Genomic DNA, 24,681 nt, shown 5'->3' with positions numbered 1-24,681 from the left:
GTAGGCTGGGCGCATGTGGCAGGCCGAGGTACGCGTCGATCTTGACGCGATCCGCGAGAACGTGAGCAGACTCCGCTCCGGCACCAACGCCGAGTTGATGGCGGTGGTGAAGGCCGACGGGTACGGCCACGGCATGCTCCCGGCCGCCCGCGCGGCGCTCGACGCCGGGGCGGACTGGCTCGGGGTCTGCACCCTCGACGAAGCGCTCACCCTGCGTCGCGCCGGGGTGACCGCGCCGGTGCTGGCCTGGCTGCTCGCGCCCGGGTTGCCGCTGCACGAGGGGGTCAGCGCCGGGGTGGACCTGGGCGCGGCCAGCCTTCCGCAGCTGGACGAGATGATCGAGGCGAGCCGGCTCGCCGGGCGTCCCGCTCGTCTGCACCTGAAGATCGACACTGGGCTGTCCCGGGGTGGGGCGACCGTCGCCGACTGGCCCGCGCTGCTGGACGCCGCCGCGAAGGCGCAGGCCGACGGCCTGGTCGAGGTGGTCGGCGTGTGGAGCCACTTCGTGTACGCGGACTCGCCGGGTCATCCCACCACGGATCGTCAGCTTGCCGTCTTCCACGAGGGGCTGGCCATGGTCGAGCGGGCCGGGCTACGACCGCGCTGGCGGCACCTCGCCAACTCGGCGGCCACCCTGACCCGCCCGGACACCCACTTCGACCTGGTCCGCCCCGGTCTGGCCATCTACGGGCTCTCCCCGGTCGTCGGTGAGACGTACGGGCTGCGGCCGGCGATGACCGCGCGCGCCCGGGTGATGCTCACCAAGCGGGTGCCCGCCGGCACCGGCGTCTCCTACGGGCACACCTACACCACGCCGAGCGACGCGAACCTGGCCGTGGTGCCGCTCGGGTATGCCGACGGGGTTCCCCGGCACGCCTCCAACAGCGGGCCGGTGCAGCTCGCCGGTGCACGCCGGACGATCTCGGGGCGGGTCTGCATGGACCAGTTCGTGATCGACTGCGGCAACGACCCGGTGGCCGACGGCGACGTGGCGACCCTCTTCGGCAGTGGCGTTGACGGTGAGCCGACCGCCGACGACTGGGCCGAGGCGGTCGGCACGATCAACTACGAGATCGTCACCCGGTTCGGCGGCACGCGTGTGCCCCGGGTCTATGACGGCGAGCGGCCGTGAGCGTGCGGAGTGAGCCGGGGTTGCGAGCCCCGCGGTCGCGAACCAAGGTGGCGCCGTGAGCTATCGCGTTCCGCGTCCGCGGACCGCGGTGGGCCGCGTCGCGGGGATCGTCGGGGCCGCCGTCGGGGTGGCCGCGGCGGGCCTGGCGGCCGGGGTCGCGACCGAACGAACCCTGGTCCGCCGACTCAAGGCCGACCCGGCCGACCGCTACGCGCACGAGACGTTCGGCGAGCAGCGGTACGACGAGGCGTTCCGTCTCGAGCTGCCGGACGGCACGGACATCCACGTCGAGGTGGTCGAGCCGACCCGGCCGGTGCAGGGGCACCCGACGGTGGTGTTGGTGCACGGCTTCTGCCTGGACATGGGGACGTTCCACTTTCAACGCCAGATGCTCGCCGCGCGCGGTGACTACCGGATCGTGGCGTACGACCAGCCCGGTCACGGTCGGTCCGGCCGGCTGGAGACCGGGGAGTACGACCTCGCGGTGCTCGGTCGGACGCTGCGTGAGGTGATCGACCGGACCGCCCCGGACGGGCCGCTGGTGCTGGTGGGCCACTCGATGGGTGGCATGACCATCATGGCGTTCGCCGAGCTGTTTCCGGAGCTGTTCGGCGACCGGGTGGTGGGCACCGTCCTGATGGCGACCTCGGGCGGGCTCATCGCGGAGACCAAGCTGGTCGCGCCCGCGCTGCTGGGCCGGGTCGGCGGCCCGGTGCTGTACATGGTCAGCAACGCCACCCGGTACGGCGGGCCGGTGATCGACAAGGCCCGCAAGTCCACGTCGAACGTGGCCTGGCTGCTGACTCGCAGGTATGGCTTCGGCACCCGCAAGCCCAGCCCGGCTCTGGTGTCCTACGTGGAGACGATGAACTCCCGGACGTCGGCCGACACGGTGACCCGCTATCTGCGGACCCTGGCCACCCATTCGCGCTTCCCGGCTCTCGCGGCGCTGGCCGCGACGCCGGTGCTCGTGGTGGTCGGAGACAAGGACATGATCACCCCGGTCACCCATTCGGAGGAGATCGTCCGGCGGCTGCCGCACGCCGAGTTCCTCAAGATCAAGGACAGCGGTCACGTGGTGATGCTGGAGCACGCTGATGAGGTCAACGCCGCGCTGGCGCGGTTCCTCACATCACTCGAAGAGCCGGAGGAAAGGTGAGTCACGTCGTCAAGCTGCCGACCGTCGAGGACACTCGGGAGTTCGGTCGCCGCCTGGCCGGGCTGCTGCGAGCCGGCGACCTGGTGCTGTTGACCGGCCCGCTGGGTGCCGGCAAGACCGCCCTCACCCAGGGCGTCGGCGCCGGGCTCGGCGTCCGGGGGGACATCACCTCGCCGACGTTCGTGATCGCCCGGGTGCACCGTCCGGACCCGGACCGGGGCGGTCGGGTGGCCCTGGTGCACGCCGACGCGTACCGGTTGGGTGACGCCACCGATCCCCGCGCCGAGATCGACGACCTGGATCTGGACGCCTCGGTGGACGAGTCGGTGACCGTGGTCGAGTGGGGCGAGGGGCTGGTGGAGCAGTTGGTCGACGCGCACCTGCGGGTCCGCATCGACCGCCGCGACGACGACACCCGGATCGTCGAACTGGACCCGGTCGGTGGCGACTGGGCCCGGAGGCTCGCGGACCTGGGGTAGGCCGGCGGGCCGCTGTCGTACCCGATGCCTAGAGTGCGGGGGACGACCCGCGCTGCGAAAGGTTCCTGATGCCCGACGACGCCCCCGCCCTGGATCTGCTGGCCCTGCTGCCGGAGCAGTGGCGTGCCGTGCTCACCCCGCACCTGGATGCGGCGCGCACCGCCGCGCTGGCCGAATTCGTCGCCCGGGAGTATGCGACGCAGACCGTCTTCCCGCCCCTGGAGGACCTGTTCTCGGCATACCGGCTCTGCCCGCCGCAGGGCACTCGGGTGCTGATCCTCGGGCAGGATCCCTACCACCGGGCCGGGCAGGCGCACGGGCTGAGCTTCAGCGTCCGCGACGGTGTGACGGTGCCGCCCTCGTTGCGCAACGTCTTCAAGGAGTTGGGCGAGGACGTGGGCGTTCCCAAGCCGCGCAGCGGCAACCTCGACGGCTGGGCCTCCCAGGGCGTGCTGTTGCTCAACGCGGTGCTGACCGTCCGTCAGGCCACCCCGGGCTCGCACGCCAACGCCGGCTGGGAGGAGTTCACCGACGCGACCATCCGGGCGCTGGACGCCTCGTCGGACCGGGTGGTCTTCCTGCTCTGGGGTGGCTACGCCCGCAAGAAGGCCGCCCTGGTCACCAACCCACAGCACGTGGTGCTGGAGGCCGGCCACCCCAGCCCGATGAACCCGCGTGGCTTCCTCGGCAGCCGCCCGTTCAGCGCGGCGAACAAGGCGCTCGCCGACGCCGGCCTGCCGACCATCGACTGGGAGCGCACCGCTGGCTGAACGTGCCGTCGGCGTCCTGCCGCTGGCGGGCCGGCACTGGCTCAGCCTTCGCTGGCCAGTTGCCGGTCCCGGTAGCGGCGTAACAACTCGCCGGCGCGCGGCTCGGTCAGCTCCAGCTCGACCAGCGGCACCACCTGGTAACTGCGCCCACCGTGGCGCACCTCGATCGTTTCGGGCAGCTCATCGCACATCGTGGCTCTGATCTCGCCGTATCGGGTCGACCAACGGCGCTCGCCCGGTTTCTCCGGCTCCAACCACACTCCGCCGAACTCGCCCCAGCGGGCGTTCCACCGCTGGCCGTAGTTCCTCTCCAACCAGCGGGTGAATCGTTCCGAGTCACGCCAGCGCAGGGCGATCTCCAGTGCGTCGACCGGCACCGGCGCGCCCTGCAACAGCGCTGCCGTGCTCCCGGTGATCACCTGGGGGAAGTCGGTGAGGCGGTCCAGCGCTCGGTCCAGGCCCAGCTCGTCGATCCGTTCGGCCAGCGGCTTGGCGCCAAGCTCGGCGATGCGGGCGTCGAGGTGCGCGTCGAGCGGCTCGACCCCGACGACCAATTGGACGGCCATGGCGGCGAGCAACGCCTCAAGCACGGCGATGCTGGGTGCGCGTTCGCCGCGTTCGATCCGGGCCACCGCCGTCTGGCTGACCCCGGCCAGCTCGGCCAACTGGCGCTGGCTCAGCTCGCGCAGGTGTCGTTGTTGCCGCACAGTGCTGCCGAGAAGGGTGCCGAGGCGAGTGGATGACATCCCGGCATGGTGGAACAAGCCGAGATGCCTGCGATACCTCTGCGGCATATTGACGACTCGTCGCCGTTCCGGTCGAGGATCGCCCCGGCCGATGACCTGCCGACGGGCGACGGGGCTAGTCCCGATGAGCGTGATGCCTCTGAGTCATTTTGATGACTCAGAGGCATCACGCTCATGGAGGTACTTGTCGCCCGCCGGCGCGCGGCGGGCGGGGGTGTGACCCAGGCGGCGGCGGGGCGGGGCGTGACCGGGGAGGTGGGCCGGGCGGCTAGGCTGGCTTACCGTGCTCGTACTCGTGGTGGACAGCTCGACCCCTGCGGTGACCGCGGCGCTGGTGGAGGTCTCGGCGGACGGCGTGGTGTCCCGGGCGCACCGGTGCACGGTCGACGCCCGCGCGCACGGCGAACTGCTCGCGCCACAGGTGGACGCGGTCCTCGCCGATGCTGACGCGCGCCCGCGTGACCTGATCGCCATCGTCGCCGGGCTCGGCCCGGGGCCGTTCACCGGGCTGCGGGTCGGCCTGGTCACCGCCGCGACGATGGGGCAGGTGCTCGGAATCCCCACGTACGGCGTCTGCTCGCTGGACGCCATCGGCTACCCGGCGGCGTCCGGCGAGCCGGTGCTGGCCGCCAGCGACGCCCGGCGCAAGGAGCTCTACTGGGCGGTGTACGACGGCGCCGGCCAGCGGATCGTCGGGCCTGAGGTGTCCACGCCGGCGGTGGCCGCCGCGCGTGCCCGGGAGTTGGGCGCGACGATCGCCGTCGGCGACGGGGCGCACCGGTACGCCGAGACCCTGGACCTGCCGGTTCGGGTCGAGCCCCGTTACCCGGACGCCACCGTGCTGGCGCTGCTCGCCGCCGAGCGGATCCGGGCGGGCGCGTCCGGTGAGCGCCTCACCCCGCTCTACCTGCGTCGCCCGGACGCGGTGGCGGCGACCGGCCACAAACCGGTCCTGCCATGACGGCGGTACGAATCGACCCGTTCCGCTGGTGGCACATCGACGACGTACTGCCGATCGAGGAGGATCTCTTCGGCGCCGAGCAGTGGTCGCCGGGCATGTTCTGGAGCGAGTTGGCCAACGGGCACCACTACCGGGTCGCCGTCGACACGGACGGTTCGGTGCTCGGCTACGCCGGGCTCGCCGGGGCGCCGCCGGACGAGGTGTGGGTGCAGAACATCGCCGTGCGCCGGGACGCCCAGCGGCGCGGCATAGGCCGTGCCCTGCTGGAGGATCTGCTCGCCGAGGCGGCCCGGCGCGACGCCCGCAGCACCCTGCTGGAGGTCGCCGTGGACAACGCCGCGGCCCAGCGGCTCTACGCGACGTACGGGTTCGAGCCGATCGGGGTGCGGCGCGGCTACTACCAACCGAGCAACACCGACGCGCTGGTCATGCGGCGCGACGCCGAGCCGACCGGGGACGGACCACACGACCATGGCTGACGAACCGCTGATCCTGGGTATCGAGACCTCCTGCGACGAGACCGGCGTCGGTATCGTGCGGGGCCACACGCTGCTGGCCGACGCGCTCGCTTCCAGTGTCGAGGAGCACGCCCGGTTCGGGGGTGTGGTGCCCGAGGTGGCCAGCCGGGCACACCTGGAGGCCATCGTGCCGACCATGGACCGGGCACTGACCGAGGCCGGCGTCACCCTGGCCGACATCGACGCGATCGCCGTCACCTCCGGGCCTGGGCTGGCCGGCGCGCTGCTGGTCGGTGTCGCCGCCGCGAAGGGGTACGCGCTCGCCGCCGAGAAGCCGGTGTACGGCGTCAACCACCTCGCCGCCCACGTCGCGGTGGACACCCTCGAACATGGCCCGCTGCCCGAACCCGCCATCGCGCTCCTGGTGTCCGGCGGTCACTCGTCCCTTCTGCTCGTCGACGACCTGGCCCGGGGCGTCACCCCGTTGGGCGCCACCATCGACGACGCCGCCGGTGAGGCGTTCGACAAGGTCGCCCGGCTGCTCGGGCTGCCGTTTCCGGGCGGCCCGCCCATCGACCGGGAGGCCCGGGCTGGCGACGCCGCCGCGATCGCCTTCCCGCGCGGTCTGACCGCCGCGAAGGACCTCGCCGCCCACCGCTACGACTTCTCGTTCTCCGGTCTGAAGACGGCGGTGGCCCGGTGGGTCGAGGCCCGTCAGCGTGCTGGCGAGCCGGTGCCGGTGGCCGACGTGGCCGCGTCCTTCCAGGAGGCGGTCTGCGACGTGCTGACCACCAAGGCGGTCGCCGCCTGCCGCGCGAACGGGATCGAGACGCTGGTGATCGGTGGGGGAGTGGCGGCGAACTCGCGGCTGCGGGCGCTGGCCGAGCAGCGGGCCGAGAAGTACGGCATCCAGGTCCGGGTGCCCCGGCCGAAGCTGTGCACCGACAACGGGGCGATGGTGGCCGCGCTCGGTTCGCACCTGGTCGCCGCCGGGGTCGCGCCGAGCCGACTGGACCTGCCGGCCGACTCGGCGCTGCCGTTGACCACGGTCAGCGTGTGACGGGAGCGGCGGACATGATCGTGCGGATGTGGGAGGCGCGCGCCGAGGCGTACGGTGTCGCCGACCTGATCACCTGGGTGTGCGACACCGCCCTGCCCGAGTTGGAGCACGACCCGCTGCACGTCTCCAGCGAGGTCTTCTCCTCCACCGACCACCGTGTGGTGGTCATCTCCAAGTGGCGCAGCAGTCCGCGCCCGCTGCCGGACCCGCCCGCACTGCTGGTGGCCCGCCCCCCGCACTCCTGGGACTTCACCCAGGTCGACCGGTGACGCGAGCCACCACCGAGGCTCAGTTGCGGCGCAGCATCCGGTAGGTGGCGATTCCGCCGGTGCCCAGCGCGGCGAGGAAGACCAGCCAGACGACCGTGCTGCTGACCCCGACCTGCGGGCCGGCGTTCGCCGCGGCGGCGGCCAGCAGCCCGTCGTCACCGGGGGCGGGCAGCGCGGCCGGCGGCAGCTCCGGCCAGCGGACCAGCCCGGTGCTCTCCAGCATCTGCATGTGGTGCATGACGAAGCCGTTGGCGTCGTCGCAGAGCTTGCGGACGGTGGCGTCCCGGGTGCTGGCCCGCACCGCGCCGATCACCGGGAAGATCTTGCCGTGGGCGACCCGGAGCCGGGTGACGAAGATCTGGTCGAACCGGGCCCCGGAGGCCTTCTGCATCTCCGCCAGCCAGCCCTTCTGCTCGGCCGTCGGTTCGCTGGGGATCGTCGCGCCCAACTTGTTGGCCGCGTCGACGACGAGCTGGTCGAGCTGCTGGTGCTCGCTGGCGATACCGGCACCGATCTCCCGAACCTTCGCCGACTGCCCCTTCTCCGCGGCCATCTGCCCGGCCGGCATCTCCCACAGCCCGGCCAGCCGCACCCCGTTGAGCAGAGTCATGTCGGCGGCGTTGAGCTGCTGGCCGCCGGCGGGCGCGGCGACTGCCACGCCGGGCAGGACACCGACCCCCGCGATGATCGCGATGAGCAGCATCGCCGCCCGGTGGGTCCGGTTGCCCAGCCGGCGACGGGCGGATCTGAGCGGTGCCATGTCTGAGGTGCCTCCTCGGTCCGGACCGGAACGCGTCTGGACCGGGCAGCCGTAGCCTGCCGGCTGCCCGTCCGCCCACTGGTACGGACTGATCGCGCGATCAGTTCATCGGAGGGCGACGCGGATCAGCGGGTGACGGCGAGGAAGCCGCCCAGCAGCAGCAGGGTGAGCGCGGCGACGGCGAAGACCATCAGCAACTCCCGGTGCCCGTGCCCGACCGGGTCGCGCTCGACGGCCACGTCGGGCAGGGCCGGCAGGTCTCGGGTCAGCGCGGCCAGGTCACCGAGGGTGCGCGCTGTCCACACTGCACCAGCCCGGTCGGAGAACTCGTCCAGCGTCAGCCGACCCGCCGCGGTGTGCCGGTGCAGCTCGGCGACCACCCGGTTGCGGTCGTCGTCGGAGGCGCGCAGCTCGACATCCACGCCGAACAGGGTACGCGGATCAGCCCACGTCGAGGGGGTCGGCGAGGAGCCGTTCGAAGGCCAGCTCGGCGGCCCCGATCAGGGGGGCGTCCTCGCCCAGCTTCGGCGTGCGCAGCCGCACGTGCTCCAGGCAGGCGCCGAGCGCGTTGGAGTTGAGCCGGCTGCGGATCTGGGCCGCCGCGGCGAGGTAGAGGTCGCGCATGGTGCCGCCGAAGATGACCATCTCGGGGTTGAAGACGTTCACCAGGTTGGCCACGCCGAAGCCGAGCCAGTCGCCGGCCTGGCGGACCGCCGTCTGCGCCCGGGCGTCACCCCGGTCGGCGGCGTCGAAGACGGCCAGCACCGCGTCGCGGCCCCGGGCATCGGACCGTCCGGCAGCGCGGAGGAGACCGTGCTCGCCGATCTCGGTCTCCCAGCAACCCCGGGAGCCACACTCACAGGGCCTGCCGTCGCGGACCACCTTCATGTGGCCGACCTCGCCGCCGTACCCACCGTGCCCGGTCAGCCGGCGCCCACCGGCGATGATGCCGGCACCCACCCCGACGTCGCCGTACAGGTAGATGACGTTGTCGCAGCCGGCGGCCACACCCCGTGCGTGTTCGGCGAACGCGGCCATGTCGGCCACGTTGCCCACCGTGATCGGCACGTCGATGCCCAGCTCGGCGCCGAGTGCGGTGCCGATCGGCTCGTCCACCCAACCGGTGGTGGGGCCGAGCCGGACCAGGCCGTCGTCGCGGCGGACCATGCCGCAGACCGCGACACCGGCACCGACGCAGATCGCGTCGGCCGGTACCAGTTGCTGCATCTCCTTCACCGCGCCGGCCAACAGCGGCGCGGCCTCCGCGGCCAGCAGGCCACGCGGTCGGTCCAGGTCCCGGCGGTCCAGGACCGCGCCGCCCAGCCCGATCCGGGCGGCGCGTAGCCGGTCCACCTCCACCGAGTACGCGTACGCGTAGACCCGGTCCGATTCGGGCCGGACGACCAGTGACGGTCGCCCGGCCCGGCCGGTCTCCTTCGGCGCGCCCTCGCTGACCAGCCCCACCGCGACCAGATCGGCGGTGAGCGCGCCGATGGTGCTGCGGTTGAGGCCGAGCGTGGTGGTCAGTTCGGCGCGCGTGGTCGCCCCGTGGACGTGCACGTGCCTCAGCAGGGCCCCGAGGTTCTGCCGTCGGACGTCGTCCTGGCTCGGTCCTGGGCGCATGGTGGTGCTACCTCCCGCGGTCAGCGGGTGCCGGTGGCTGCCGCGCGGCGGCGGGAGAGCGCGTCCACGCTGGCGGCGAGGAGAAGCACGACGCCGGTGACCACGTACTTGACTCCCGCGCTGTACCCCATCAGGCCCATTCCGTTTTCGATGACCGCGACCACCGCGCCGCCGAGGACGGCGTCGAGGACGCGGCCCTTGCCTCCGAAGAGGCTCGTGCCGCCGATCACCGCCGCGCCGACCGCGTAGAGCAGTACGTTACTGCCCCCGGTGTTCGGGTCGACCGAGTTGGCCCGGCTGGCCGCCACGATGCCACCGATGGCGGCCATCGACGAGCAGATCACGAAGACCGAGATCCGGATCCGGTCGACGTCGATGCCGGCCCGGCGGGCCGCTTCCCGGTTGCCGCCCACGGCGTAGATGTGCCGGCCGTAGCTGGTGCGCTGGAGCACGAAGGTCCAGACGATCAGCAGCACCGCGATGACCGGCACCACGATCGGCACACCCTTGAGCGAGACGATCAGTACGTTGCGGCTGCGCTCCAGGTTGAGGACGTACACCGCCGCGCCGAGGATGACGGCGAGCCCGCCGATCCGGAGGGCCACCACCGCGATCGGGTCGGTGATCAGACCGCGGGCCACCCGGTTGCGGTGGCGCAGCAGTTGCACCGCCGCGTAGCCGACGACCGCGAGGACGGTCAACGCCCAGCCCAGGGTGGGGGCGAGGTTGCGGTTGGCGATGGCGACCAGCACCTCGTCCCGGACGGAGATGTTGGTGCCCTCCTTCACGAGCAGCAGCACCACGCCCTGGAAGGCGAGGAAGCCGGCGAGGGTGACCACGAAGGACGGAATGCCGATCTTGGCAACCAGCATGCCGAGGCTGGTGCCGATGACCACACCGGTGGCGACCGCGGCGAGTACGGCGACCCACCAGGGGTAGCCGAGCACGGTGACCACATTGGCCAGCACCGCCGCGCAGACGCCACTGGCGAAGCCGGCGGAGAGGTCGATCTCGCCGAGCAGCAACACGAAGACCAGGCCCATCGCGATCAGCGTGACCGCCGCGCCCTGGGTGAAGAGGTTGGCGAAGTTGCCGGCCGACAGGAACGACGACGGCCGCATGATCGCGAAGACGGTGCAGAGCACGACCAGGCCGAGCACGGCCGGTAACGCGCCGACGTCGCCACCGCGTACCCGGCTCCAGTAGTTGCGGACGTGGCCCCCGACGGTCGGCGCCGGTGTGACGGCCCCGGGGCCGTCCTTCCGCACGACGGTGGTGGTCATCGGACGCCTCCTGAGATCGAGTCGGCCGGCTGCGGGCCGTCGCCGTTGCTGCCCGGGTCGGTGGCGAGGCCGAGCCCGCCCGAGCGCCCGGCGGTGATCAGCTCGACCACCTGGGCATGGGTGATGTCGGTGGTCTTCACCTGGGCGACCATCTGGCCGAGGTACAGCGCGGCGATCCGGTCGGAGACGGCGAAGACGTCGTTCATGTTGTGCGAGATGAGCACCACGGCCAGGCCGTTGTCGGCGAGGCGGCGGACCAGTTCGAGCACCTGTGCGGTCTGTGCCACGCCGAGCGCCGCGGTCGGCTCGTCCAGGATGACCAGCTTGCTGTTCCACAGCACCGCCTTGGCGATGGCCACGGTCTGGCGCTGACCACCGGACAGGCTGGACACGTGCTGGCGTAGCGAGGTGACGGTGCGGATGGAGAGCCCGGCCAGTGTCTCGGCGGCGAGCTGTTCCATGGTCGGCTCGTCCAGGACGATGCCGCTGCGCTTCTCCCGGCCGAGGAACATGTTCTGCACGATGTCCAGGTTGTCGCAGAGCGCGAGGTCCTGGTAGACGACCTCGATGCCGAGCGCGGCGGCGTCGCGGGGGCTGCCGATGTGCACCGGTTCGCCGTTGAACAGGAACTCGCCGGAGTCGGTGGGGTGGATGCCACTGATGCACTTCACCAGGGTCGACTTGCCGGCACCGTTGTCACCGACCAGTGCGGTCACTTCGCCCGGGTGGACGGTGAAGGCGACGTCGCGGAGCACCTGGACGGGACCGAAGCTCTTGTCGATCCCGCGTAGTTCCAGCAGGGGGGTCGCGGACACGGGGGGTCTCCTTCTCAAGGGAGGGTCGGGGCCCGTCCGGCGGGCGCCGCCCGGCACGGGAGGGGCTCCCGTGCCGGGCGGCGATGGTCGTCCCGGCGGGTACTGCGGCGCCGGTCAGCTGATGCCGGCGTCGGCGCAGAGCTTCGCGTACGTCCCGGCGCAGACCTCTTCCTTGGTCACGTAGCCGTCGGCGATGACGTCCTTGATGTTCTCCTTGTAGATGGCCTTCGGGGTGAGCAGCACCGAGGGGACGTCGCGGCCACCCTCCGGGTCCTTCACCGTCTGGCCGGTCTCCTTCTTCTCGCCTTTGGCGAGGGCGATGGCCAGGTCGGAGGCGGCCTTGGCCTCTTCCCGGACCGCCTTGTAGACGGTCATGCACTGGTCGCCGAGGAGGATGTTCTGCAGGCCCTCGGTGCTGGCGTCCTGACCGGTCACCGGCACCTTGCCGTTGAGCTTGTTCTTCTTCAGGATCGAGATGGCCGCGTTGCCGAGCCCGTCGTTGGCGGCCAGCACGCCGTCGATCTTGCCGCTGGCCTTGGTGAGCTGCTGCTCGAAGATCGTCGCGGCCTGCGCGTTGTCCCACGCCGGTACGGCGTCCTCGGGGCCCTTGACGTATTCCTTGGCGTCGAACTTCGGCTTGAGCACCGAGTCGTAGCCGTTCTTGAACAGGGTGGCGTTGTTGTCGGTGGGGGAGCCGTTGAGGTACGCCACGACCGGGTTCTTGGCGCCCTGGTCGGTCAGGCACTTGACCAGACCCTCGCCCTGCAGCTTGCCGACGGTCTCGTTGTCGAAGCTGACGTAGTACTGGGCCGAGCCGCCCAGGGTGAGGCGGTCGTAGTCGATGGTGGCCACGCCCTGCGACTTGGCCTTGTCGAGCACGGCCTTGCCGGTGCCGGAGTCCAGGTTGACGATCATCAGGGCGGTGACGCCGCTGGTGATCATCTGGTCGGCGATGGTCTGGAAGGCGGTCTTGTCGTTCTGGGCGTTCTGAATGTCGTACTGGACGCCGGCGGTCTTGAACGCCTCTTCCAGGAATCGGCGGTCCGCGGTCTCCCAGCGGGCGGAGGACTTGCTGTCCGGGAGGATCACGCCGATCTTGGGAGTCTTGGCGGAGTCGGCCGGGCCGGAGCCGGAGTCGTCGCCACAGGCGGTCAAGCCGCCGGTCGTGAGCAGGCCCACGACGGCGATGGTGAGGATCCCCTTACGCATGTGCAGGGTCCTTTCGGGGGTGGGGGAGGTGTTTGTTTTGTTGTGCCCGGCAACGTATTGCGCCCCGCCGCGAGTCCACAAGAGTGCGCAGGTGTCAAGTTTGTTGGGAGCGATAACAATTCAGCAACGCGACTGTTACTCCCCAGCCACCTCGGGAGGAGCCCGCCGTAATGAACGCCGTCAGCGGGTCTGCAACGGCGCGGTACGGGCGTCGGTCAGCGCGACCAGATCCGCTGCGGCCAGTTCGAGTTGCAGACCGCGCCGACCAGCCGAGACATAGATCGTCGGGAAGTCCAGCGCGGAGTCGTCCAGCACGGTGGGCAGCCGCCGACGCTGCCCGAGCGGGCTGATCCCACCGCGTACGTAGCCGGTGGCCCGCTCGGCGACCGCGCGGTCGGCCAGCGCCGCTCGTTTGCCACCGACGGCAGCCGCGAGCGCCTTGAGATCCAGCTCGCCGGTGACCGGAACGACCGCCACGGTGAGCGCGCCGTCGACCTCGGTCACCAACGACTTGAACACGCGCTCCGGTGCCGCGCCGAGCGCCACCGCCACCAGTGCCCCGTAGTTCGGAGCGTCCGGCGCCACCCGGTACGGATGCGTGCGATGCGCGACCCCGCGCTTGACCACCAGTGCCGTCGCCGGAGTGCCCTGTCCTGCCACGCCACCGACGCTAGTCGACCGGCCTGCCGACGAGCACCGTCGGTGCGCCGCCGACCCGGGTGAGCACCAGGCTCGCCGCCGCGTCGCCGGCCAGTCGCAGGTCCCGCCGGAGCTGCTCCGGGGTGAGCGCGGAACCCCGCTTGAGGATCTCCACCCGGCCCACCCGACGGTCGCGCAGCAGCGCCCGCAGGCGCTTGAGCGAGAACGGCAGCACGTCGGTGATCTCCAGGCAGCGCGCGTACGGGGTGCGGGTCGGGTGGTCGGCGTAGAGGTAGGCGATGCTCGGGTCGCCGAGGGTCGCGTCCAGTTCGTCCGCCAGTTCGGCGACGAGGTGCGCGCGGACCACCGCCGGATCCGGGTCGTACAGGTAGCGGCGCGGCGGCCCGACCGCCGCCTCGTCGGCGCCCGAGCCGGTGAGCTGGTGGCGGTGGGCCTCGGCGCCCTCCTGGCGGTAGAGCGTGGCGCGGCGCGGCACCTCGGCCAACTCGCCGCACCAGAGCGCGGCCTCGACCAGGTCGCCGTCCACGCCGACCCACTCCGCCTCCGCGCCGGCCGGGATGAGTGCGTGGTCCAGGCCCGGTGCGACCTTCACCACCGTGCGCGGCACCCGCTCGGCGAGCCCGGTGACGAAATCCCACGGTGGCGAGTAGGCGCGCGGGTCGAAGATCCGTCGCCCGGTGCCGGTCGTGCGTCGGGCCGGGTCGCAGAAGACCCCGTCGACCTGGGAGACGTCGAACGCGGTGGCATCGCCGCACTCGACCGTGAACAACTCGGCCAGCCCGGCCGCCGAGGCGTTGGCTGCGGCCATCGCGGCGGTCACCGGGTCGGCCTCCACCCCGTACACCCGGATGCCGGCGCGTGCGGCGGCCAGCGCGTCGGCGCCGAGACCGCAGCCGAGGTCGGCCAGGGTGCGCACGCCGGCCGCGTACAGCCGAGCGGCCCGGCGGTCGGCGACCACCCGGCGGGTGGCCTGCTCCAGGCCGGGTCGGGTGAGGAACATCCCGGCGGCGGCCGGGCCGAACTTGCCGACCGCCCGGTGGCGTAGCTCGGCCTGGGTGAGCGCCGCTGCGGCCAGCGTCGGTGGCACCCCGGCCGCGCGCAGGGCCGACGCCGCGGCCAGCGGATCACCGCCGGCCAGCCCGGCCGCCGCCGTGAGCGCGGCCGACCCCTCGGGGGTACGCAGCGCCGCCAGCTGATCGAGATCCACTCGGTCATTCTCCCGGTCGAGCCAGGAATCCGGGCTGGCGGGGCGCGACGCGCTGGCACTCTCCTTGACGGAGTGCTAGCCACGGAATAACCTGCGATTAGCACTCTCACCCTGAGGGTGCCAGCTCCCGGGTCTCGCGACCCGGGTGCGCACGCCAGGCGGACCGGCACCCGCGACGACGGCCCCGCCCGGTGGCATGAGGCAGATTGACGCTGGTCGGCCCCGCCGGCCAGCAACGAAACCAGTACCCCAGGAGGGTATGCCCGTGACTACCGCGACCAAGGTTGCGATCAAGCCGCTCGAGGACCGCATCGTGGTCCAGGCGAACGAGGCTGAGACCACCACGGCGTCGGGCATCGTGATCCCCGACACCGCCAAGGAGAAGCCGCAGGAGGGCACCGTCCTCGCTGTGGGCCCGGGGCGCGTCGACGACAACGGCAACCGGGTTCCGGTTGACGTTCAGGTTGGCGACACCGTCCTCTACTCGAAGTACGGCGGCACCGAGGTCAAGTACGCCGGCGAGGAGTACCTGGTGCTCTCCGCCCGCGACGTCCTCGCGGTCATCGAGAAGTAAGCAACCGATCAGTGCCACTGCCCCGGTCCGGCTCGCCGGGCCGGGGCAATGGCGCTTCGAAGGGACATTAATGGCGAAGATCCTGAGCTTCTCGGACGACGCCCGGCACCTGCTGGAGCACGGTGTCAACGCCCTCGCGGACGCGGTCAAGGTCACCCTCGGCCCGCGCGGGCGCAACGTCGTTCTGGACAAGAAATTCGGTGCGCCGACGATCACCAACGATGGTGTGACCATCGCCAAGGAGATCGAGCTCACCAACCCGTACGAGAACCTTGGCGCGCAGCTGGTCAAGGAGGTGGCGACCAAGACCAACGACGTCGCCGGCGACGGGACCACCACCGCGACCGTGCTGGCCCAGGCGATGGTTCGCGAGGGTCTGCGCAACGTGACCGCCGGGACCAACCCGGCCGGCATCAAGCGGGGCATCGACGCGGCGGCCGCCAAGGTCTCCGAGGCGTTGCTCGGCCGTGCCGAGGAGGTCACCAGCAAGGAGTCGATCGCGAACGTGGCGACGATCTCCGCGCAGGACGCCACGATCGGCGATCTGATCGCCGAGGCGATGGAGCGGGTCGGCCGCGACGGTGTCATCACCGTCGAGGAGGGCTCGATGCTCACCACCGAGCTGGACGTGACCGAGGGTCTCCAGTTCGACAAGGGCTTCATCTCGCCGAACTTCGTCACCGACCTGGAGGGTCAGGAGTCCGTCCTTGAGGACGCGTACATCCTGGTCACCACCCAGAAGATCTCGGCGATCGAGGAGCTGCTGCCGCTGCTGGAGAAGGTCCTGCAGAACAGCAAGCCCCTGCTGATCATCGCTGAGGACGTGGAGGGCCAGGCGCTCTCCACCCTGGTGGTCAACTCGCTGCGCAAGACCCTCAAGGTCTGCGCGGTCAAGGCCCCGGGCTTCGGTGACCGGCGCAAGGCGCTCCTGCAGGACATCGCGATCTCCACGGGCGCCGAGCTGGTCGCCCCGGAGCTGGGCTACAAGCTCGACCAGGTTGGCCTGGAGGTGCTCGGCACCGCTCGGCGCATCGTGGTCGACAAGGAGAACACCACGATCGTCGACGGCGGTGGCCAGAAGGCCGATGTCGCCGACCGGGTGTCCCAGATCCGTAAGGAGATCGAGGCCTCCGACTCCGACTGGGACCGGGAGAAGCTGGCCGAGCGGCTGGCGAAGCTCTCCGGTGGCATCGCCGTGATCAAGGCTGGTGCGGCGACCGAGGTCGAGATGAAGGAGCGCAAGCACCGCATCGAGGACGCCATCGCGGCGACCAAGGCTGCGGTCGAGGAGGGCACCGTGCCCGGCGGCGGCGCCGCGCTGGTGCAGATCCTCTCGGTGCTCGACGACGACCTCGGCTTCACCGGTGACGAGAAGGTCGGCGTCTCGGTCGTGCGCAAGTCGCTCGTCGAGCCGCTGCGCTGGATCGCGCAGAACGCCGGTCACGACGGCTACGTCGTGACCCAGAAGGTCGCCGACCTGCAGTGGGGCAACGGCCTCGACGCTGCCAAGGGCGAGTACGTCGACCTGGTCAAGGCCGGCATCATCGACCCGGTGAAGGTGACCCGCAACGCGGTCACCAACGCCGCCTCGATCGCCGGTCTGCTGCTCACCACGGAGAGCCTCGTGGTGGAGAAGCCGGAGCAGGCCGAGCCGGCCGCCGCCGGCGGCCACGGCCACGGTCACGGCCACCAGCACGGCCCGGGCTTCTGACCCGGTAGCGACACCCGTCCCGGGGCACACCGTCGTACGGCGGTGTGCCCCGGCTCGTCTTGCCAGTCATTACCGGACGCTGACGTTGTTGGCGACCGGGCGAGATGATCGCGCACACTGGGCCGATGAGCACCACGTCGCGGCGATACGCCGCGCTGGCCGGAGTGACCGCCGCCGCCGTCGCGATCGGGATCGCCGAACCGGTGGCAGTGCTGACCGGCCCCCGATCGGCACCTCTGGTCGCCGTCGGCGGGGTGGTCGTCGACGCCGTCCCCGAGTCGCTGAAGCAGTTCGCCATCGACCTGTTCGGCACCGCCGACAAGATCGCGCTGTTGGTCGGCACGGCCCTGCTGCTCGGAGGGTTCGCCGCGCTGTTCGGCATGCTGGCGGTCCGCCGGCTGGCACTCGGGCTGGCCGGCATCGCCGCGTTCGGCGCCATCGGCGTGGCCGCAGCGCTCACCCGTTCCGGTGCGGACGCCGCCGACGCGCTGCCGTCGCTGGTCGGCGCCGGTCTCGGCGCCCTGGTGCTCTGGCTGTTCATCGCCGGCCCGTTCGAGCTGGACCCCTGGCCCTGGTCCCCGCCCACGCCCCCCGGTTTGCCGCCCCCGGTGTCGGCGGCCGAATCGTCGGCCCCGGAAGGGCTGCCGGTGCCGGTGACCCCGGCCGAGCCGCCGGTGACGGCGGAGTCGAGTGGCCCGGCACCGGACGTCGACCCGGAGTCGCGGCGGCGGTTCCTCGCCGGCAGCGGGGTCCTGCTCGGCACCGCCGTGGTGGCCGGTCTCGGCGGGCGCTGGCTGGCCGGCCGGCGCGGGGTGTCCGCCGCCCGGGACGCGATCCGGCTGCCCGCGCCGGCTGCCCCCGCACCGGCCCTGCCGGCGGGCGCGGACCTCTCGCTGACACAACTCGCGCCCTACGTCACCTCGAACTTCGGGTTCTACCGGATCGACACCGCGCTGGTGGTGCCGCAGGTGGACCCGGACACCTGGCGGCTGCGGATTCACGGGCGGGTCGGTACCGAGCGCACCTACACCTACGCCGACCTGCTGGCCCGGCCGCTGGTCGAGCGGTACGTCACGCTGGCCTGCGTCTCCAACGAGGTGGGTGGGGACCTGATCGGCAACGCCCGCTGGCTCGGCGTACCCCTGCGGGAACTGCTGAACGAGGTCGAACCGGACGAGGACGCCGACCAGGTCGTCGGCCGGTCGGTCGACGGCTGGACCTGCGGCACCCCCACCGCCGCGCTCCGCGACGGGCGGGACGCCCTGTTGGCGGTCGGCATGAACGGCGAGCCACTGCCGGTCGAGCACGGCTTCCCGGTCCGGATGGTGGTGCCCGGCCTCTACGGCTACGTGTCGGCGTGCAAGTGGGTGACCGAGCTGGAGCTGACCCGGTTCGCCGACTTCGACGCGTACTGGGTGCCGCGCGGCTGGTCCGCCCAGGGGCCGATCAAGACCCAGTCGCGGATCGACACGCCCCGGCGCCGCAACCGGCTGACCACCGGGCCGGTGACCGTCGCCGGCGTGGCGTGGGCGCAGCACCGGGGCATCCGCCGAGTCGAGGTCCGCGTCGACGGAGGCGAGTGGCAGCAGGCGGAACTGGCCCCGACCGTGTCCGTGGACACCTGGGTGCAGTGGTCCTGGCGCTGGGACGCCACGCCAGGCGAGCACCGGCTCCAGGTCCGGGCGACGGACGCGACCGGCGAGACCCAGACCGAGCGTACGCAGGGCGTCGCCCCGGACGGCGCCACCGGCTGGCACACGGTCACCGTCACCGTCCGCTGACCCGCGCCCCACGGGTGACGCCGAGCCGTTCCTGCCGGTGCGGATATGCCGCTGGCCGGCACCCCGGGTGTGGGGTGCCGGCCAGTCGGTGTCGTGCTCGGTGTTGTGCGGTGGGTCAGCTGTTCCAGTGCTGGGCGACCAGGTCGGTGGCCTGCTGCTCCCACTGGGCGTACGCGTCCGGGTAGGCGGAGACCTGGACGGTCTGCGCGGCGTCGGTCAGGGGCATGTCCTGCCACCCGTCGACCTGCTTCAGACCCTTGAGGAACGCGGTCGTGGAGTAGGCGGGGTCGGTGATCTGTTCCGGCGTACCCCAACCCGAGGACGGGCGCTGCTGGAACAGGCCCAGCGAGTCGTGGTCGTTCATGTCGCCGAGGTGGCCCAGGTTCTCCAGCTTCGACTCCTGCAGGCTCGTCGCGATCGAGATCACCGCGGCCCGCTCGGGCATCCCGGCCTTCTTCGTGGCGGCGATGATCGCCTTGACGTTGGCGGTCTGCTCGTCGTTGAGGGTGATGTGCGACTGCTCGCCCTGCGGCTTCGGCGCCGACTGCATCGCAACCGCAACCGGCTTGGCGTCCACCGCCGGGGTCGCGGCGTGGGCGGCGATCGGACCGGCGAACACACCACCGGCGAACGCGAGACCAGCAACGGACAGCATGCTCTTACGAATGATCGTGTTCATGGGGGTTAGCTCCTTCGGGGGTAAGGACACCCGCACGCGCCGATAGGGGGTCGGCATCGCAGGGTGAGCACCTCGTCCGGGCGCATCAAATCCAAGGGGAAAAGTCTTCGGGGGGGCGGCGGCCTACGAGCGGGGGCTCATGGCGCCGGGTCTGTGTGTAACGACCGGGGGTCGGGGGTCATTCCCGGGCCCATGCGCCGAGTGGCAGCGCGGCCGGGCGGTCGTTCGTGGGGACTGTAACGACCGCACGAGGCCCCGGCATTCCAACCCGGGGGCGGGCGGTGGTGCTGCGATCGTCAGGGTGTGTAACGACCCCGGCCCGGCCATGATTCCAGGCCACAGGTGCCACCGGTCACACCGAAAATCACCCGATAACGGGCATCGGGCATCATGCCGTCAGCCCAGGTCGCTGATGCCGGGATATTCGGCACGACCTGAGACCCCGATATCCGACCCTGCTGTGATCGTCGGTCTGCGCATGCGCGCACGAAACCGCGCCCCCCGGTCGGGGGGCGCGGTTCGGGATCTCAGGGCGTGTCGGGTCAGGCGACGTTGCGTTGGGCCGGGACGGTCGACTTGTGCGGGCGACCGAGCCGTGCCTCCAGTCGTGCGACGTCGACCCGGGCGTGCCGGCGGTCCGCCAGGTCCTCCCAGCCCACGGCGAGCAGCCGCAGCCGCTCCGACTCGCTGAAGCCGCCCCACACGCCGTACGGCTCGCGGACGGACAACGCGTGCGCGGCGCACTCGGCCCGGACCGGGCAGGTGCGGCAGACGGCCTTGGCGGCCGACTCGCGACGCAGCCGGGAGGACCCACGCTCGCCATCAGGGTGGAAGAACTGGGCGCTGTCCCGCCCTCGGCAGGCACCGAGCCGCTGCCAGTCCCAGAGATCGACGATGGGTCCGGGCAGTCTACGTACGTTCGACATCAGCACCCCTCCTCCCGCGCGGCTCCGCGAGAATCCTTGTGGCCGGCATCCGTGCGGCGGGCCGCGCAAGCGCACCGTTCCCGGCCTGGACCTCCCGGTACCCGGCCTGTCGTCCACTCACACATCCGTGATCGAGAACGTCCTGGAAACTGCGGCTTTTGCCCCATCTGTCGGAAAAGTTCGAAGGATTGCCGGGAACCCCCTCCCCAGCCGACCCGCTCATGGTCTGCTCGTTGGCGGAGAGGAGACCACAGTGCGTACCGTTCTTGTGTGCGTTCGGACACCACTCGCGGCCCAGCACCTAGCTTCTGCTGCCGCGCGGCTGGGGTTGTCCGCGATCGTTCGTACCGCCGTCTCCGATCCTGAGGTGATGCTGCGGTTGGCCGAGCGACCGGCCGACGTGGTGCTGGCCGACACGGCCCTCACCCGGCCGGACAGCGCCGGCTTCGTCCGTCGAGTGCTGGCCCGCGCGCCGCAGGCCGCGGTGCTGCTGCTCGGCACCGAGGAGTCCGAGGCCGCGGCGGCCACCATCAGCGCCGGTGCCCGGGGTCTCATCCAGAACGTCGACCACGACCTGACCAGTGCGGTGGCCAAGGCCCTGCTGCTGCTCACCGCGCCCGGTCGCGCCTCCCGGCAACGGATCACCGACCCGGCCCGGGACGCCGCGGCGGTCGGCGGTTCCGGTCGCTCCGGGCCATCGCCGCGTGGTTCCGGCGAGCCCGGCTGGGCGACCACTCCCGGCGAGGGACCGGCGGGTGTGCCGTCGGTGCCGGTGCAGCGGGGTGAAGACGAGGCCGAGTCGGCGAACGGCGAGTCGGCGGCCGATCAGGCCGACCTGGCCCGGCCCGCCCCGAACGCCCGGCCCGCCCGGGCGTCGATCGGGCTCACCGAGCGCGAGCTTCAGGTGCTGCTCGGCATGGCGGAGGGGAAGAGCAACGCGGAGATCGGCCGGGAGTTGTTCGTCTCGGAGGACACCGTCAAGACGCACGCCCGCCGGTTGTTCCGCAAGCTCGGTGCCCGGGACCGGGCGCACGCGGTGGCCGCTGGCTTCCGCGCCGGCCTGGTCGCCTGAGGCGGGCGTCGCGCGCCACCGTCACTGCGTGGCGGTCGGCGTGCCCGGCTCGTCGTCGGTGCCTTCGGTCAGGGTGTCGTGCACCCCGTCCGCGTAACCGCGGGCGTAGTCCCAGGTCACGTAGTGGTCCGGGTCGGGGTCGTAGGCGGGCTCGTGCACCCGGGGCCGACCCGAGTTGAGCAGGTGCCGCAGGTTGCCCCGGAGCAGGTCCCAGTCGAAGTAGTGCGGCTCCCGGCAGTCCTCGCATTCGATCACCAGCCCGCGGACCCCGATCGGGGCCAGCAGCGCCTGGTAGATCTCCAGGTCGGCGAGGTCTTCCAGCACGTCCTGCCGCTCGACGTCGGTCAGCGGATCCGGCGTCGCGTCGTCGCCCGGGTCGTCCAGCCCCGCGGTCGGATCGGCCGGGTCGCCGTTGAACGGGTCGATGGGCTCGTCGTGCACCCCCTCACCGTAGACCCAACGTGGGGTGAACGTCCGCCCCCCGGCCTCGCGCCGGGCCGGCCCGCCACGGACGGGACCGCCCAGCTCACTGGGTACGATGAGACGGCACGCCGTTCGTGGCGCGCTCCGGTGCCCACCCGCGCCACCTCGCTGAAGCCGATCCGAGCAGCTCACGGGAGCAATCGTGGAAAATTCGCCCAGCACCGATCATTCGACCGGGGCCGACCACGGCGAGCTGAGCGGCCACCTGCCGGAGCTGCCCGCCGGCTCGGCCCGCGTGGTTCCGCTCGGCCTCACCTTCGACGACGTGCTGCTGCAGCCGGGCGAGTCGGACGTGGTGCCCAGTCGGGTGAACACCATCACTCAGCTGACCCGCAACGTCACCCTCTCCGTACCGCTGCTCTCCAGCGCGATGGACACGGTGACCGAGGGGCGGCTGGCGATCGCGATGGCCCGCCAGGGCGGCATCGGCGTGCTGCACCGCAACCTCTCGGTGGAGGACCAGGCGCTCCAGGTCGACCTGGTCAAGCGCTCCGAGTCCGGCATGATCACCAACCCGGTGACGGCCAGCCCGGACGACACGCTCCGCGACGTCGACGCGCTCTGCGGTCGCTACCGGATCTCCGGTGTGCCGGTTGTCGACCGGGACGGTGAGCTGGTCGGCATCGTGACCAACCGGGACATGCGCTTCGTCTCCGACCCGGCCACCCCGGTCCGCGAGATCATGACCAAGGCCCCGCTGATCACCGCCCCGGTCGGGGTGAGCAAGGACGAGGCGCTGGCCCTGCTGCGCCAGCACAAGGTGGAGAAGCTGCCGATCGTGGACGGCTCGGGCCGGCTGCGTGGGCTGATCACCGTCAAGGACTTCACCAAGAGCGAGCAGTACCCGGACGCCACCAAGGACGACGCGGGTCGGCTCCGGGTGGCCGCCGCGATCGGTGTCGGCGAGGACGCCTACAAGCGGGCCCGCGCCCTGGTCGACGCGGGCGTGGACGTGCTGATCGTGGACACCGCGCACGGCCACCAGCGGGCGGTGCTGGACATGGTCCGCCGGCTCAAGAAGGACGTGAGCGTCGACGTGGTCGGCGGCAACATCGCCACGTACGCGGGCGCCCGGGCGCTGGTCGAGGCGGGCGCCGACGGTGTCAAGGTCGGCGTTGGCCCGGGTGCGATCTGCACCACCCGGATCGTCGCCGGGGTCGGCGTGCCGCAGATCACGGCAATCATGGAGGCGGCTCGGGCCGCCCGTCCGGCCGGCGTGCCGGTGATCGGTGACGGCGGCATCCAATACTCGGGCGACATCGCCAAGGCCCTCGTCGCCGGTGCCGACACGGTGATGCTCGGCAGCCTGCTGGCCGGCTGCGAGGAGAGCCCCGGCGAGCTGATCTTCGTCAACGGCAAGCAGTACAAGGCGTACCGCGGCATGGGCTCGCTCGGCGCGATGCAGTCCCGTGGGCAGGCCAAGTCGTACTCCAAGGACCGCTACTTCCAGCAGGACGTGACCAACGACGAGAAGCTGGTCCCGGAGGGCGTCGAGGGTCAGGTTCCCTACCGGGGCCCGCTCTCCCGGGTCGCCCACCAGCTGATCGGCGGGCTGCGGCTGGCGATGGGCTACGCCGGCGCGGAGAGCATCCCCGAGCTCCACGCGCGCGGTCAGCTGATCCGGATCACCGCGGCCGGGCTCAAGGAGAGCCACCCGCACGACATCCAGATGACCGTCGAGGCGCCCAACTACCACACCCGCTGATCCACCTCCCCCACCTCCCCCGAAGACACTGGAGTCCCCATGCGTGACGTGGTCGAGATCGGGCTGGGCAAGACCGCGCAGCGCGGCTACCACCTGGACGACATCGCCATCGTGCCGAGCCGCCGGACGCGGGACGTCGACGACGTCTCGACCTCCTGGCAGCTCGACGCGTACCCGTTCGGCATTCCGTGCGTCGGCCACCCCTCCGACGCCACCATGAGCCCGGCGTCCGCCGTCCGGCTCGGTCAGCTCGGCGGCCTCGGCGTGCTCAACGTCGAGGGGCTCTGGACCCGCTACGAGAATCCGACCAAGGTGCTGGAGGAGCTGGCCGGCCTCGATGAGGACGCCCGCGCCACCAAGCGGCTCCAGGAGGTGTACGCCGAGCCGATCCGCCCGGACCTGATCGCCGAGCGGGTTCGTGAGCTGCGCGCGGGGGGTGGCACGGTGGCGGTGCGGGTCTCCCCGCAGCACACCCTGGCGCTGGCCCCGGTGATCCTGGACGCCGGGGTGGACATCCTGGTCATCCAGGGCACCATCGTCTCGGCCGAGCACGTGTCGACCACCGACGAGCCGCTGAACCTCAAGGAGTTCATCGCCGACCTCGACCTGCCGGTGATCGTCGGCGGCTGCACCGACTACAAGACGGCGCTGCACCTGATGCGCACCGGCGCGGCCGGTGTGATCGTGGGCATCGGTGGTGACGAGTGGTCGACCACCGAGTCGGTGCTGGGCATCCGCGTGCCGATGGCCACCGCGATCGCCGACGCCGCGGCCGCCCGCCGGGACTACCTCGACGAGACCGGCGGCCGGTACGTGCACCTGATCGCCGACGGTGACATCCAGACCTCGGGCGACATCGCCAAGGCGCTCGGCTGCGGCGCGGACGCGGTGATGCTCGGTGAGCCGCTGTCGCTCTGCGACGAGGCGCCGGCCGGTGGTGCCTGGTGGCACTCGGCGGCCAGTCACCCGTCGCTGCCCCGGGGTGCCTTCGAGGTCGCCGGTGAGCCGCTCGGGTCGATGGAGCAGCTGCTCTTCGGCCCGGCGGACGAGGCCGACGGCCAGCTCAACCTGTTCGGCGGGCTGCGCCGGGCGATGGCCAAGTGCGGCTACCGCGACCTGAAGGAGTTCCAGAAGGTCGGTCTGGTTCTCGACCGCTGAC

Annotated in this window: 26 protein-coding genes; 14 read left to right on the top strand and 12 right to left on the bottom strand. The window is 71.6% G+C overall.

What is annotated here, in order from left to right; all coding sequences use genetic code 11:
- Positions 1 to 13 precede the first annotated feature (13 nt).
- The 4 genes from alr to ung all read left to right on the top strand — a co-directional run bounded on the left by alr (position 14) and on the right by ung (position 3,540).
- The gene (gene alr, locus ACQEUX_RS23550; protein ID WP_433052268.1) at positions 14 to 1,132 is read left to right on the top strand and encodes an alanine racemase; all 1,119 of its coding nucleotides are present in this window, start codon (positions 14 to 16) and stop codon (positions 1,130 to 1,132) included.
- A gap of 55 nt (positions 1,133 to 1,187) precedes the next feature.
- Positions 1,188 to 2,291 (top strand): alpha/beta fold hydrolase, encoded by a 1,104-nt coding sequence (locus tag ACQEUX_RS23545; protein WP_433052265.1) that lies wholly within the window; start codon positions 1,188 to 1,190, stop codon positions 2,289 to 2,291.
- Entirely contained in the window at positions 2,288 to 2,770 is a 483-nt protein-coding gene (tsaE, locus tag ACQEUX_RS23540) for a tRNA (adenosine(37)-N6)-threonylcarbamoyltransferase complex ATPase subunit type 1 TsaE (protein WP_433052262.1), read from the top strand. The genes ACQEUX_RS23545 and tsaE overlap by 4 nt, the downstream gene beginning before the upstream one ends.
- A 68-nt stretch (positions 2,771 to 2,838) precedes the next feature.
- Entirely contained in the window at positions 2,839 to 3,540 is a 702-nt protein-coding gene (gene ung / locus ACQEUX_RS23535; RefSeq protein WP_433052259.1) for a uracil-DNA glycosylase, read from the top strand.
- Positions 3,541 to 3,581: 41 nt separating this feature from the next.
- Here the strand turns inward: ung and ACQEUX_RS23530 are convergent, their stop codons facing one another.
- Entirely contained in the window at positions 3,582 to 4,286 is a 705-nt protein-coding gene (locus tag ACQEUX_RS23530; protein ID WP_433052256.1) for a helix-turn-helix domain-containing protein, read from the bottom strand.
- A 283-nt stretch (positions 4,287 to 4,569) separates the two neighbouring features.
- On the opposite strand from ACQEUX_RS23530, the gene tsaB reads away from it, so the two are divergent.
- From tsaB to ACQEUX_RS23510, 4 genes are read left to right on the top strand one after another with little or no spacing between them, the layout of a single operon-like run.
- Entirely contained in the window at positions 4,570 to 5,247 is a 678-nt protein-coding gene (tsaB, locus tag ACQEUX_RS23525; RefSeq protein WP_433052253.1) for a tRNA (adenosine(37)-N6)-threonylcarbamoyltransferase complex dimerization subunit type 1 TsaB, read from the top strand.
- Positions 5,244 to 5,726, top strand: coding sequence for a ribosomal protein S18-alanine N-acetyltransferase (rimI, locus tag ACQEUX_RS23520; RefSeq protein ID WP_433052250.1), 483 nt, complete (start codon positions 5,244 to 5,246; stop codon positions 5,724 to 5,726). The genes tsaB and rimI overlap by 4 nt, the downstream gene beginning before the upstream one ends.
- Positions 5,719 to 6,765 (top strand): tRNA (adenosine(37)-N6)-threonylcarbamoyltransferase complex transferase subunit TsaD, encoded by a 1,047-nt coding sequence (gene tsaD / locus ACQEUX_RS23515; RefSeq protein ID WP_433052247.1) that lies wholly within the window; start codon positions 5,719 to 5,721, stop codon positions 6,763 to 6,765. The genes rimI and tsaD overlap by 8 nt, the downstream gene beginning before the upstream one ends.
- Positions 6,766 to 6,779: 14 nt before the next feature.
- Positions 6,780 to 7,034: a hypothetical protein gene (locus ACQEUX_RS23510; protein WP_433057087.1), complete on the top strand. Its 255-nt coding sequence runs from the start codon at positions 6,780 to 6,782 to the stop codon at positions 7,032 to 7,034.
- A 19-nt stretch (positions 7,035 to 7,053) separates the two neighbouring features.
- On the opposite strand, the gene ACQEUX_RS23505 is transcribed toward ACQEUX_RS23510, so the two are convergent.
- The 8 genes from ACQEUX_RS23505 to ACQEUX_RS23470 form a co-directional block, all read right to left on the bottom strand.
- Complete coding sequence (locus ACQEUX_RS23505) at positions 7,054 to 7,794, bottom strand: DUF4142 domain-containing protein (RefSeq protein WP_433052244.1); 741 nt, start codon at positions 7,792 to 7,794, stop codon at positions 7,054 to 7,056.
- 125 nt (positions 7,795 to 7,919) lie between these two features.
- Positions 7,920 to 8,216 carry a DUF1707 SHOCT-like domain-containing protein gene (locus ACQEUX_RS23500; RefSeq protein ID WP_433052241.1) on the bottom strand — a complete coding sequence of 99 codons (297 nt, stop codon included), beginning with the start codon at positions 8,214 to 8,216 and terminating at the stop codon, positions 7,920 to 7,922.
- Between the two features lie 19 nt (positions 8,217 to 8,235).
- Entirely contained in the window at positions 8,236 to 9,417 is a 1,182-nt protein-coding gene (locus ACQEUX_RS23495; RefSeq protein WP_433052238.1) for an ROK family transcriptional regulator, read from the bottom strand.
- A gap of 20 nt (positions 9,418 to 9,437) precedes the next feature.
- Positions 9,438 to 10,700, bottom strand: coding sequence for a sugar ABC transporter permease (locus ACQEUX_RS23490; protein WP_433052235.1), 1,263 nt, complete (start codon positions 10,698 to 10,700; stop codon positions 9,438 to 9,440).
- The gene (locus tag ACQEUX_RS23485; RefSeq protein WP_433052232.1) at positions 10,697 to 11,515 is read right to left on the bottom strand and encodes an ATP-binding cassette domain-containing protein; all 819 of its coding nucleotides are present in this window, start codon (positions 11,513 to 11,515) and stop codon (positions 10,697 to 10,699) included. The genes ACQEUX_RS23490 and ACQEUX_RS23485 overlap by 4 nt, the downstream gene beginning before the upstream one ends.
- Positions 11,516 to 11,629: 114 nt before the next feature.
- Positions 11,630 to 12,724 carry a sugar ABC transporter substrate-binding protein gene (locus ACQEUX_RS23480; RefSeq protein ID WP_433052229.1) on the bottom strand — a complete coding sequence of 365 codons (1,095 nt, stop codon included), beginning with the start codon at positions 12,722 to 12,724 and terminating at the stop codon, positions 11,630 to 11,632.
- Positions 12,725 to 12,904: 180 nt separating this feature from the next.
- Positions 12,905 to 13,384: a Cys-tRNA(Pro) deacylase gene (ybaK, locus tag ACQEUX_RS23475; protein WP_433052226.1), complete on the bottom strand. Its 480-nt coding sequence runs from the start codon at positions 13,382 to 13,384 to the stop codon at positions 12,905 to 12,907.
- A gap of 10 nt (positions 13,385 to 13,394) precedes the next feature.
- Positions 13,395 to 14,591 carry a THUMP-like domain-containing protein gene (locus ACQEUX_RS23470; protein WP_433052223.1) on the bottom strand — a complete coding sequence of 399 codons (1,197 nt, stop codon included), beginning with the start codon at positions 14,589 to 14,591 and terminating at the stop codon, positions 13,395 to 13,397.
- Between the two features lie 259 nt (positions 14,592 to 14,850).
- Between ACQEUX_RS23470 and groES the strand changes: the two genes are divergently transcribed.
- The 3 genes from groES to ACQEUX_RS23455 all read left to right on the top strand — a co-directional run bounded on the left by groES (position 14,851) and on the right by ACQEUX_RS23455 (position 18,657).
- A complete protein-coding gene (groES, locus tag ACQEUX_RS23465; RefSeq protein ID WP_030330046.1) occupies positions 14,851 to 15,165 on the top strand; it encodes a co-chaperone GroES in 315 nt (104 codons plus the stop codon).
- 70 nt (positions 15,166 to 15,235) lie between these two features.
- Positions 15,236 to 16,876 (top strand): chaperonin GroEL, encoded by a 1,641-nt coding sequence (groL, locus tag ACQEUX_RS23460; RefSeq protein WP_433052220.1) that lies wholly within the window; start codon positions 15,236 to 15,238, stop codon positions 16,874 to 16,876.
- Between the two features lie 125 nt (positions 16,877 to 17,001).
- Positions 17,002 to 18,657 (top strand): molybdopterin-dependent oxidoreductase, encoded by a 1,656-nt coding sequence (locus ACQEUX_RS23455; protein WP_433052217.1) that lies wholly within the window; start codon positions 17,002 to 17,004, stop codon positions 18,655 to 18,657.
- A gap of 115 nt (positions 18,658 to 18,772) precedes the next feature.
- Here the strand turns inward: ACQEUX_RS23455 and ACQEUX_RS23450 are convergent, their stop codons facing one another.
- Both ACQEUX_RS23450 and ACQEUX_RS23445 read right to left on the bottom strand, forming a co-directional pair.
- On the bottom strand, positions 18,773 to 19,336 hold the full coding sequence (locus ACQEUX_RS23450; RefSeq protein WP_433052214.1) for a hypothetical protein: 564 nt from the start codon (positions 19,334 to 19,336) through the stop codon (positions 18,773 to 18,775).
- Between the two features lie 542 nt (positions 19,337 to 19,878).
- Positions 19,879 to 20,262 carry a WhiB family transcriptional regulator gene (locus tag ACQEUX_RS23445; protein ID WP_124822179.1) on the bottom strand — a complete coding sequence of 128 codons (384 nt, stop codon included), beginning with the start codon at positions 20,260 to 20,262 and terminating at the stop codon, positions 19,879 to 19,881.
- A 253-nt stretch (positions 20,263 to 20,515) separates the two neighbouring features.
- Here ACQEUX_RS23445 and ACQEUX_RS23440 point away from each other — a divergent pair, with 253 nt between their 5' ends.
- On the top strand, positions 20,516 to 21,334 hold the full coding sequence (locus ACQEUX_RS23440) for a response regulator transcription factor (RefSeq protein WP_433052210.1): 819 nt from the start codon (positions 20,516 to 20,518) through the stop codon (positions 21,332 to 21,334).
- A gap of 21 nt (positions 21,335 to 21,355) precedes the next feature.
- Here ACQEUX_RS23440 and ACQEUX_RS23435 read toward each other — a convergent pair whose 3' ends face one another.
- On the bottom strand, positions 21,356 to 21,775 hold the full coding sequence (locus ACQEUX_RS23435; RefSeq protein ID WP_433052207.1) for a DUF5319 domain-containing protein: 420 nt from the start codon (positions 21,773 to 21,775) through the stop codon (positions 21,356 to 21,358).
- A gap of 184 nt (positions 21,776 to 21,959) precedes the next feature.
- Between ACQEUX_RS23435 and guaB the strand changes: the two genes are divergently transcribed.
- Together guaB and ACQEUX_RS23425 are read left to right on the top strand one after the other, a co-directional pair.
- A complete protein-coding gene (guaB, locus tag ACQEUX_RS23430) occupies positions 21,960 to 23,522 on the top strand; it encodes an IMP dehydrogenase (RefSeq protein WP_433052204.1) in 1,563 nt (520 codons plus the stop codon).
- 39 nt (positions 23,523 to 23,561) lie between these two features.
- Complete coding sequence (locus tag ACQEUX_RS23425) at positions 23,562 to 24,680, top strand: GuaB3 family IMP dehydrogenase-related protein (RefSeq protein WP_433052201.1); 1,119 nt, start codon at positions 23,562 to 23,564, stop codon at positions 24,678 to 24,680.
- Position 24,681 lies beyond the last annotated feature (1 nt).

The organism is Micromonospora sp. CA-259024 (assembly GCF_050936255.1).
GTDB lineage: Bacteria > Actinomycetota > Actinomycetes > Mycobacteriales > Micromonosporaceae > Micromonospora.
Note: the sequence above shows the minus strand (reverse complement) of the source record. Positions and strands in the feature narration are given on the sequence as shown.

Coding starts and splice junctions, on each gene's coding strand:
- ung (WP_433052259.1), top strand. CDS start 2,839: ATGCCCGACGACGCCCCCGCCCTGGATCTGCTGGCCCTGCTGCCGGAG.
- groES (WP_030330046.1), top strand. CDS start 14,851: ATGCCCGTGACTACCGCGACCAAGGTTGCGATCAAGCCGCTCGAGGAC.
- ACQEUX_RS23510 (WP_433057087.1), top strand. CDS start 6,780: ATGATCGTGCGGATGTGGGAGGCGCGCGCCGAGGCGTACGGTGTCGCC.
- alr (WP_433052268.1), top strand. CDS start 14: ATGTGGCAGGCCGAGGTACGCGTCGATCTTGACGCGATCCGCGAGAAC.
- ACQEUX_RS23445 (WP_124822179.1), bottom strand. CDS start 20,262: ATGTCGAACGTACGTAGACTGCCCGGACCCATCGTCGATCTCTGGGAC.
- rimI (WP_433052250.1), top strand. CDS start 5,244: ATGACGGCGGTACGAATCGACCCGTTCCGCTGGTGGCACATCGACGAC.
- ACQEUX_RS23505 (WP_433052244.1), bottom strand. CDS start 7,794: ATGGCACCGCTCAGATCCGCCCGTCGCCGGCTGGGCAACCGGACCCAC.
- ACQEUX_RS23455 (WP_433052217.1), top strand. CDS start 17,002: ATGAGCACCACGTCGCGGCGATACGCCGCGCTGGCCGGAGTGACCGCC.
- ACQEUX_RS23425 (WP_433052201.1), top strand. CDS start 23,562: ATGCGTGACGTGGTCGAGATCGGGCTGGGCAAGACCGCGCAGCGCGGC.
- ACQEUX_RS23450 (WP_433052214.1), bottom strand. CDS start 19,336: ATGAACACGATCATTCGTAAGAGCATGCTGTCCGTTGCTGGTCTCGCG.
- ACQEUX_RS23495 (WP_433052238.1), bottom strand. CDS start 9,417: ATGCGCCCAGGACCGAGCCAGGACGACGTCCGACGGCAGAACCTCGGG.
- groL (WP_433052220.1), top strand. CDS start 15,236: ATGGCGAAGATCCTGAGCTTCTCGGACGACGCCCGGCACCTGCTGGAG.
- ACQEUX_RS23530 (WP_433052256.1), bottom strand. CDS start 4,286: ATGTCATCCACTCGCCTCGGCACCCTTCTCGGCAGCACTGTGCGGCAA.
- ACQEUX_RS23490 (WP_433052235.1), bottom strand. CDS start 10,700: ATGACCACCACCGTCGTGCGGAAGGACGGCCCCGGGGCCGTCACACCG.
- tsaD (WP_433052247.1), top strand. CDS start 5,719: ATGGCTGACGAACCGCTGATCCTGGGTATCGAGACCTCCTGCGACGAG.
- ACQEUX_RS23480 (WP_433052229.1), bottom strand. CDS start 12,724: ATGCGTAAGGGGATCCTCACCATCGCCGTCGTGGGCCTGCTCACGACC.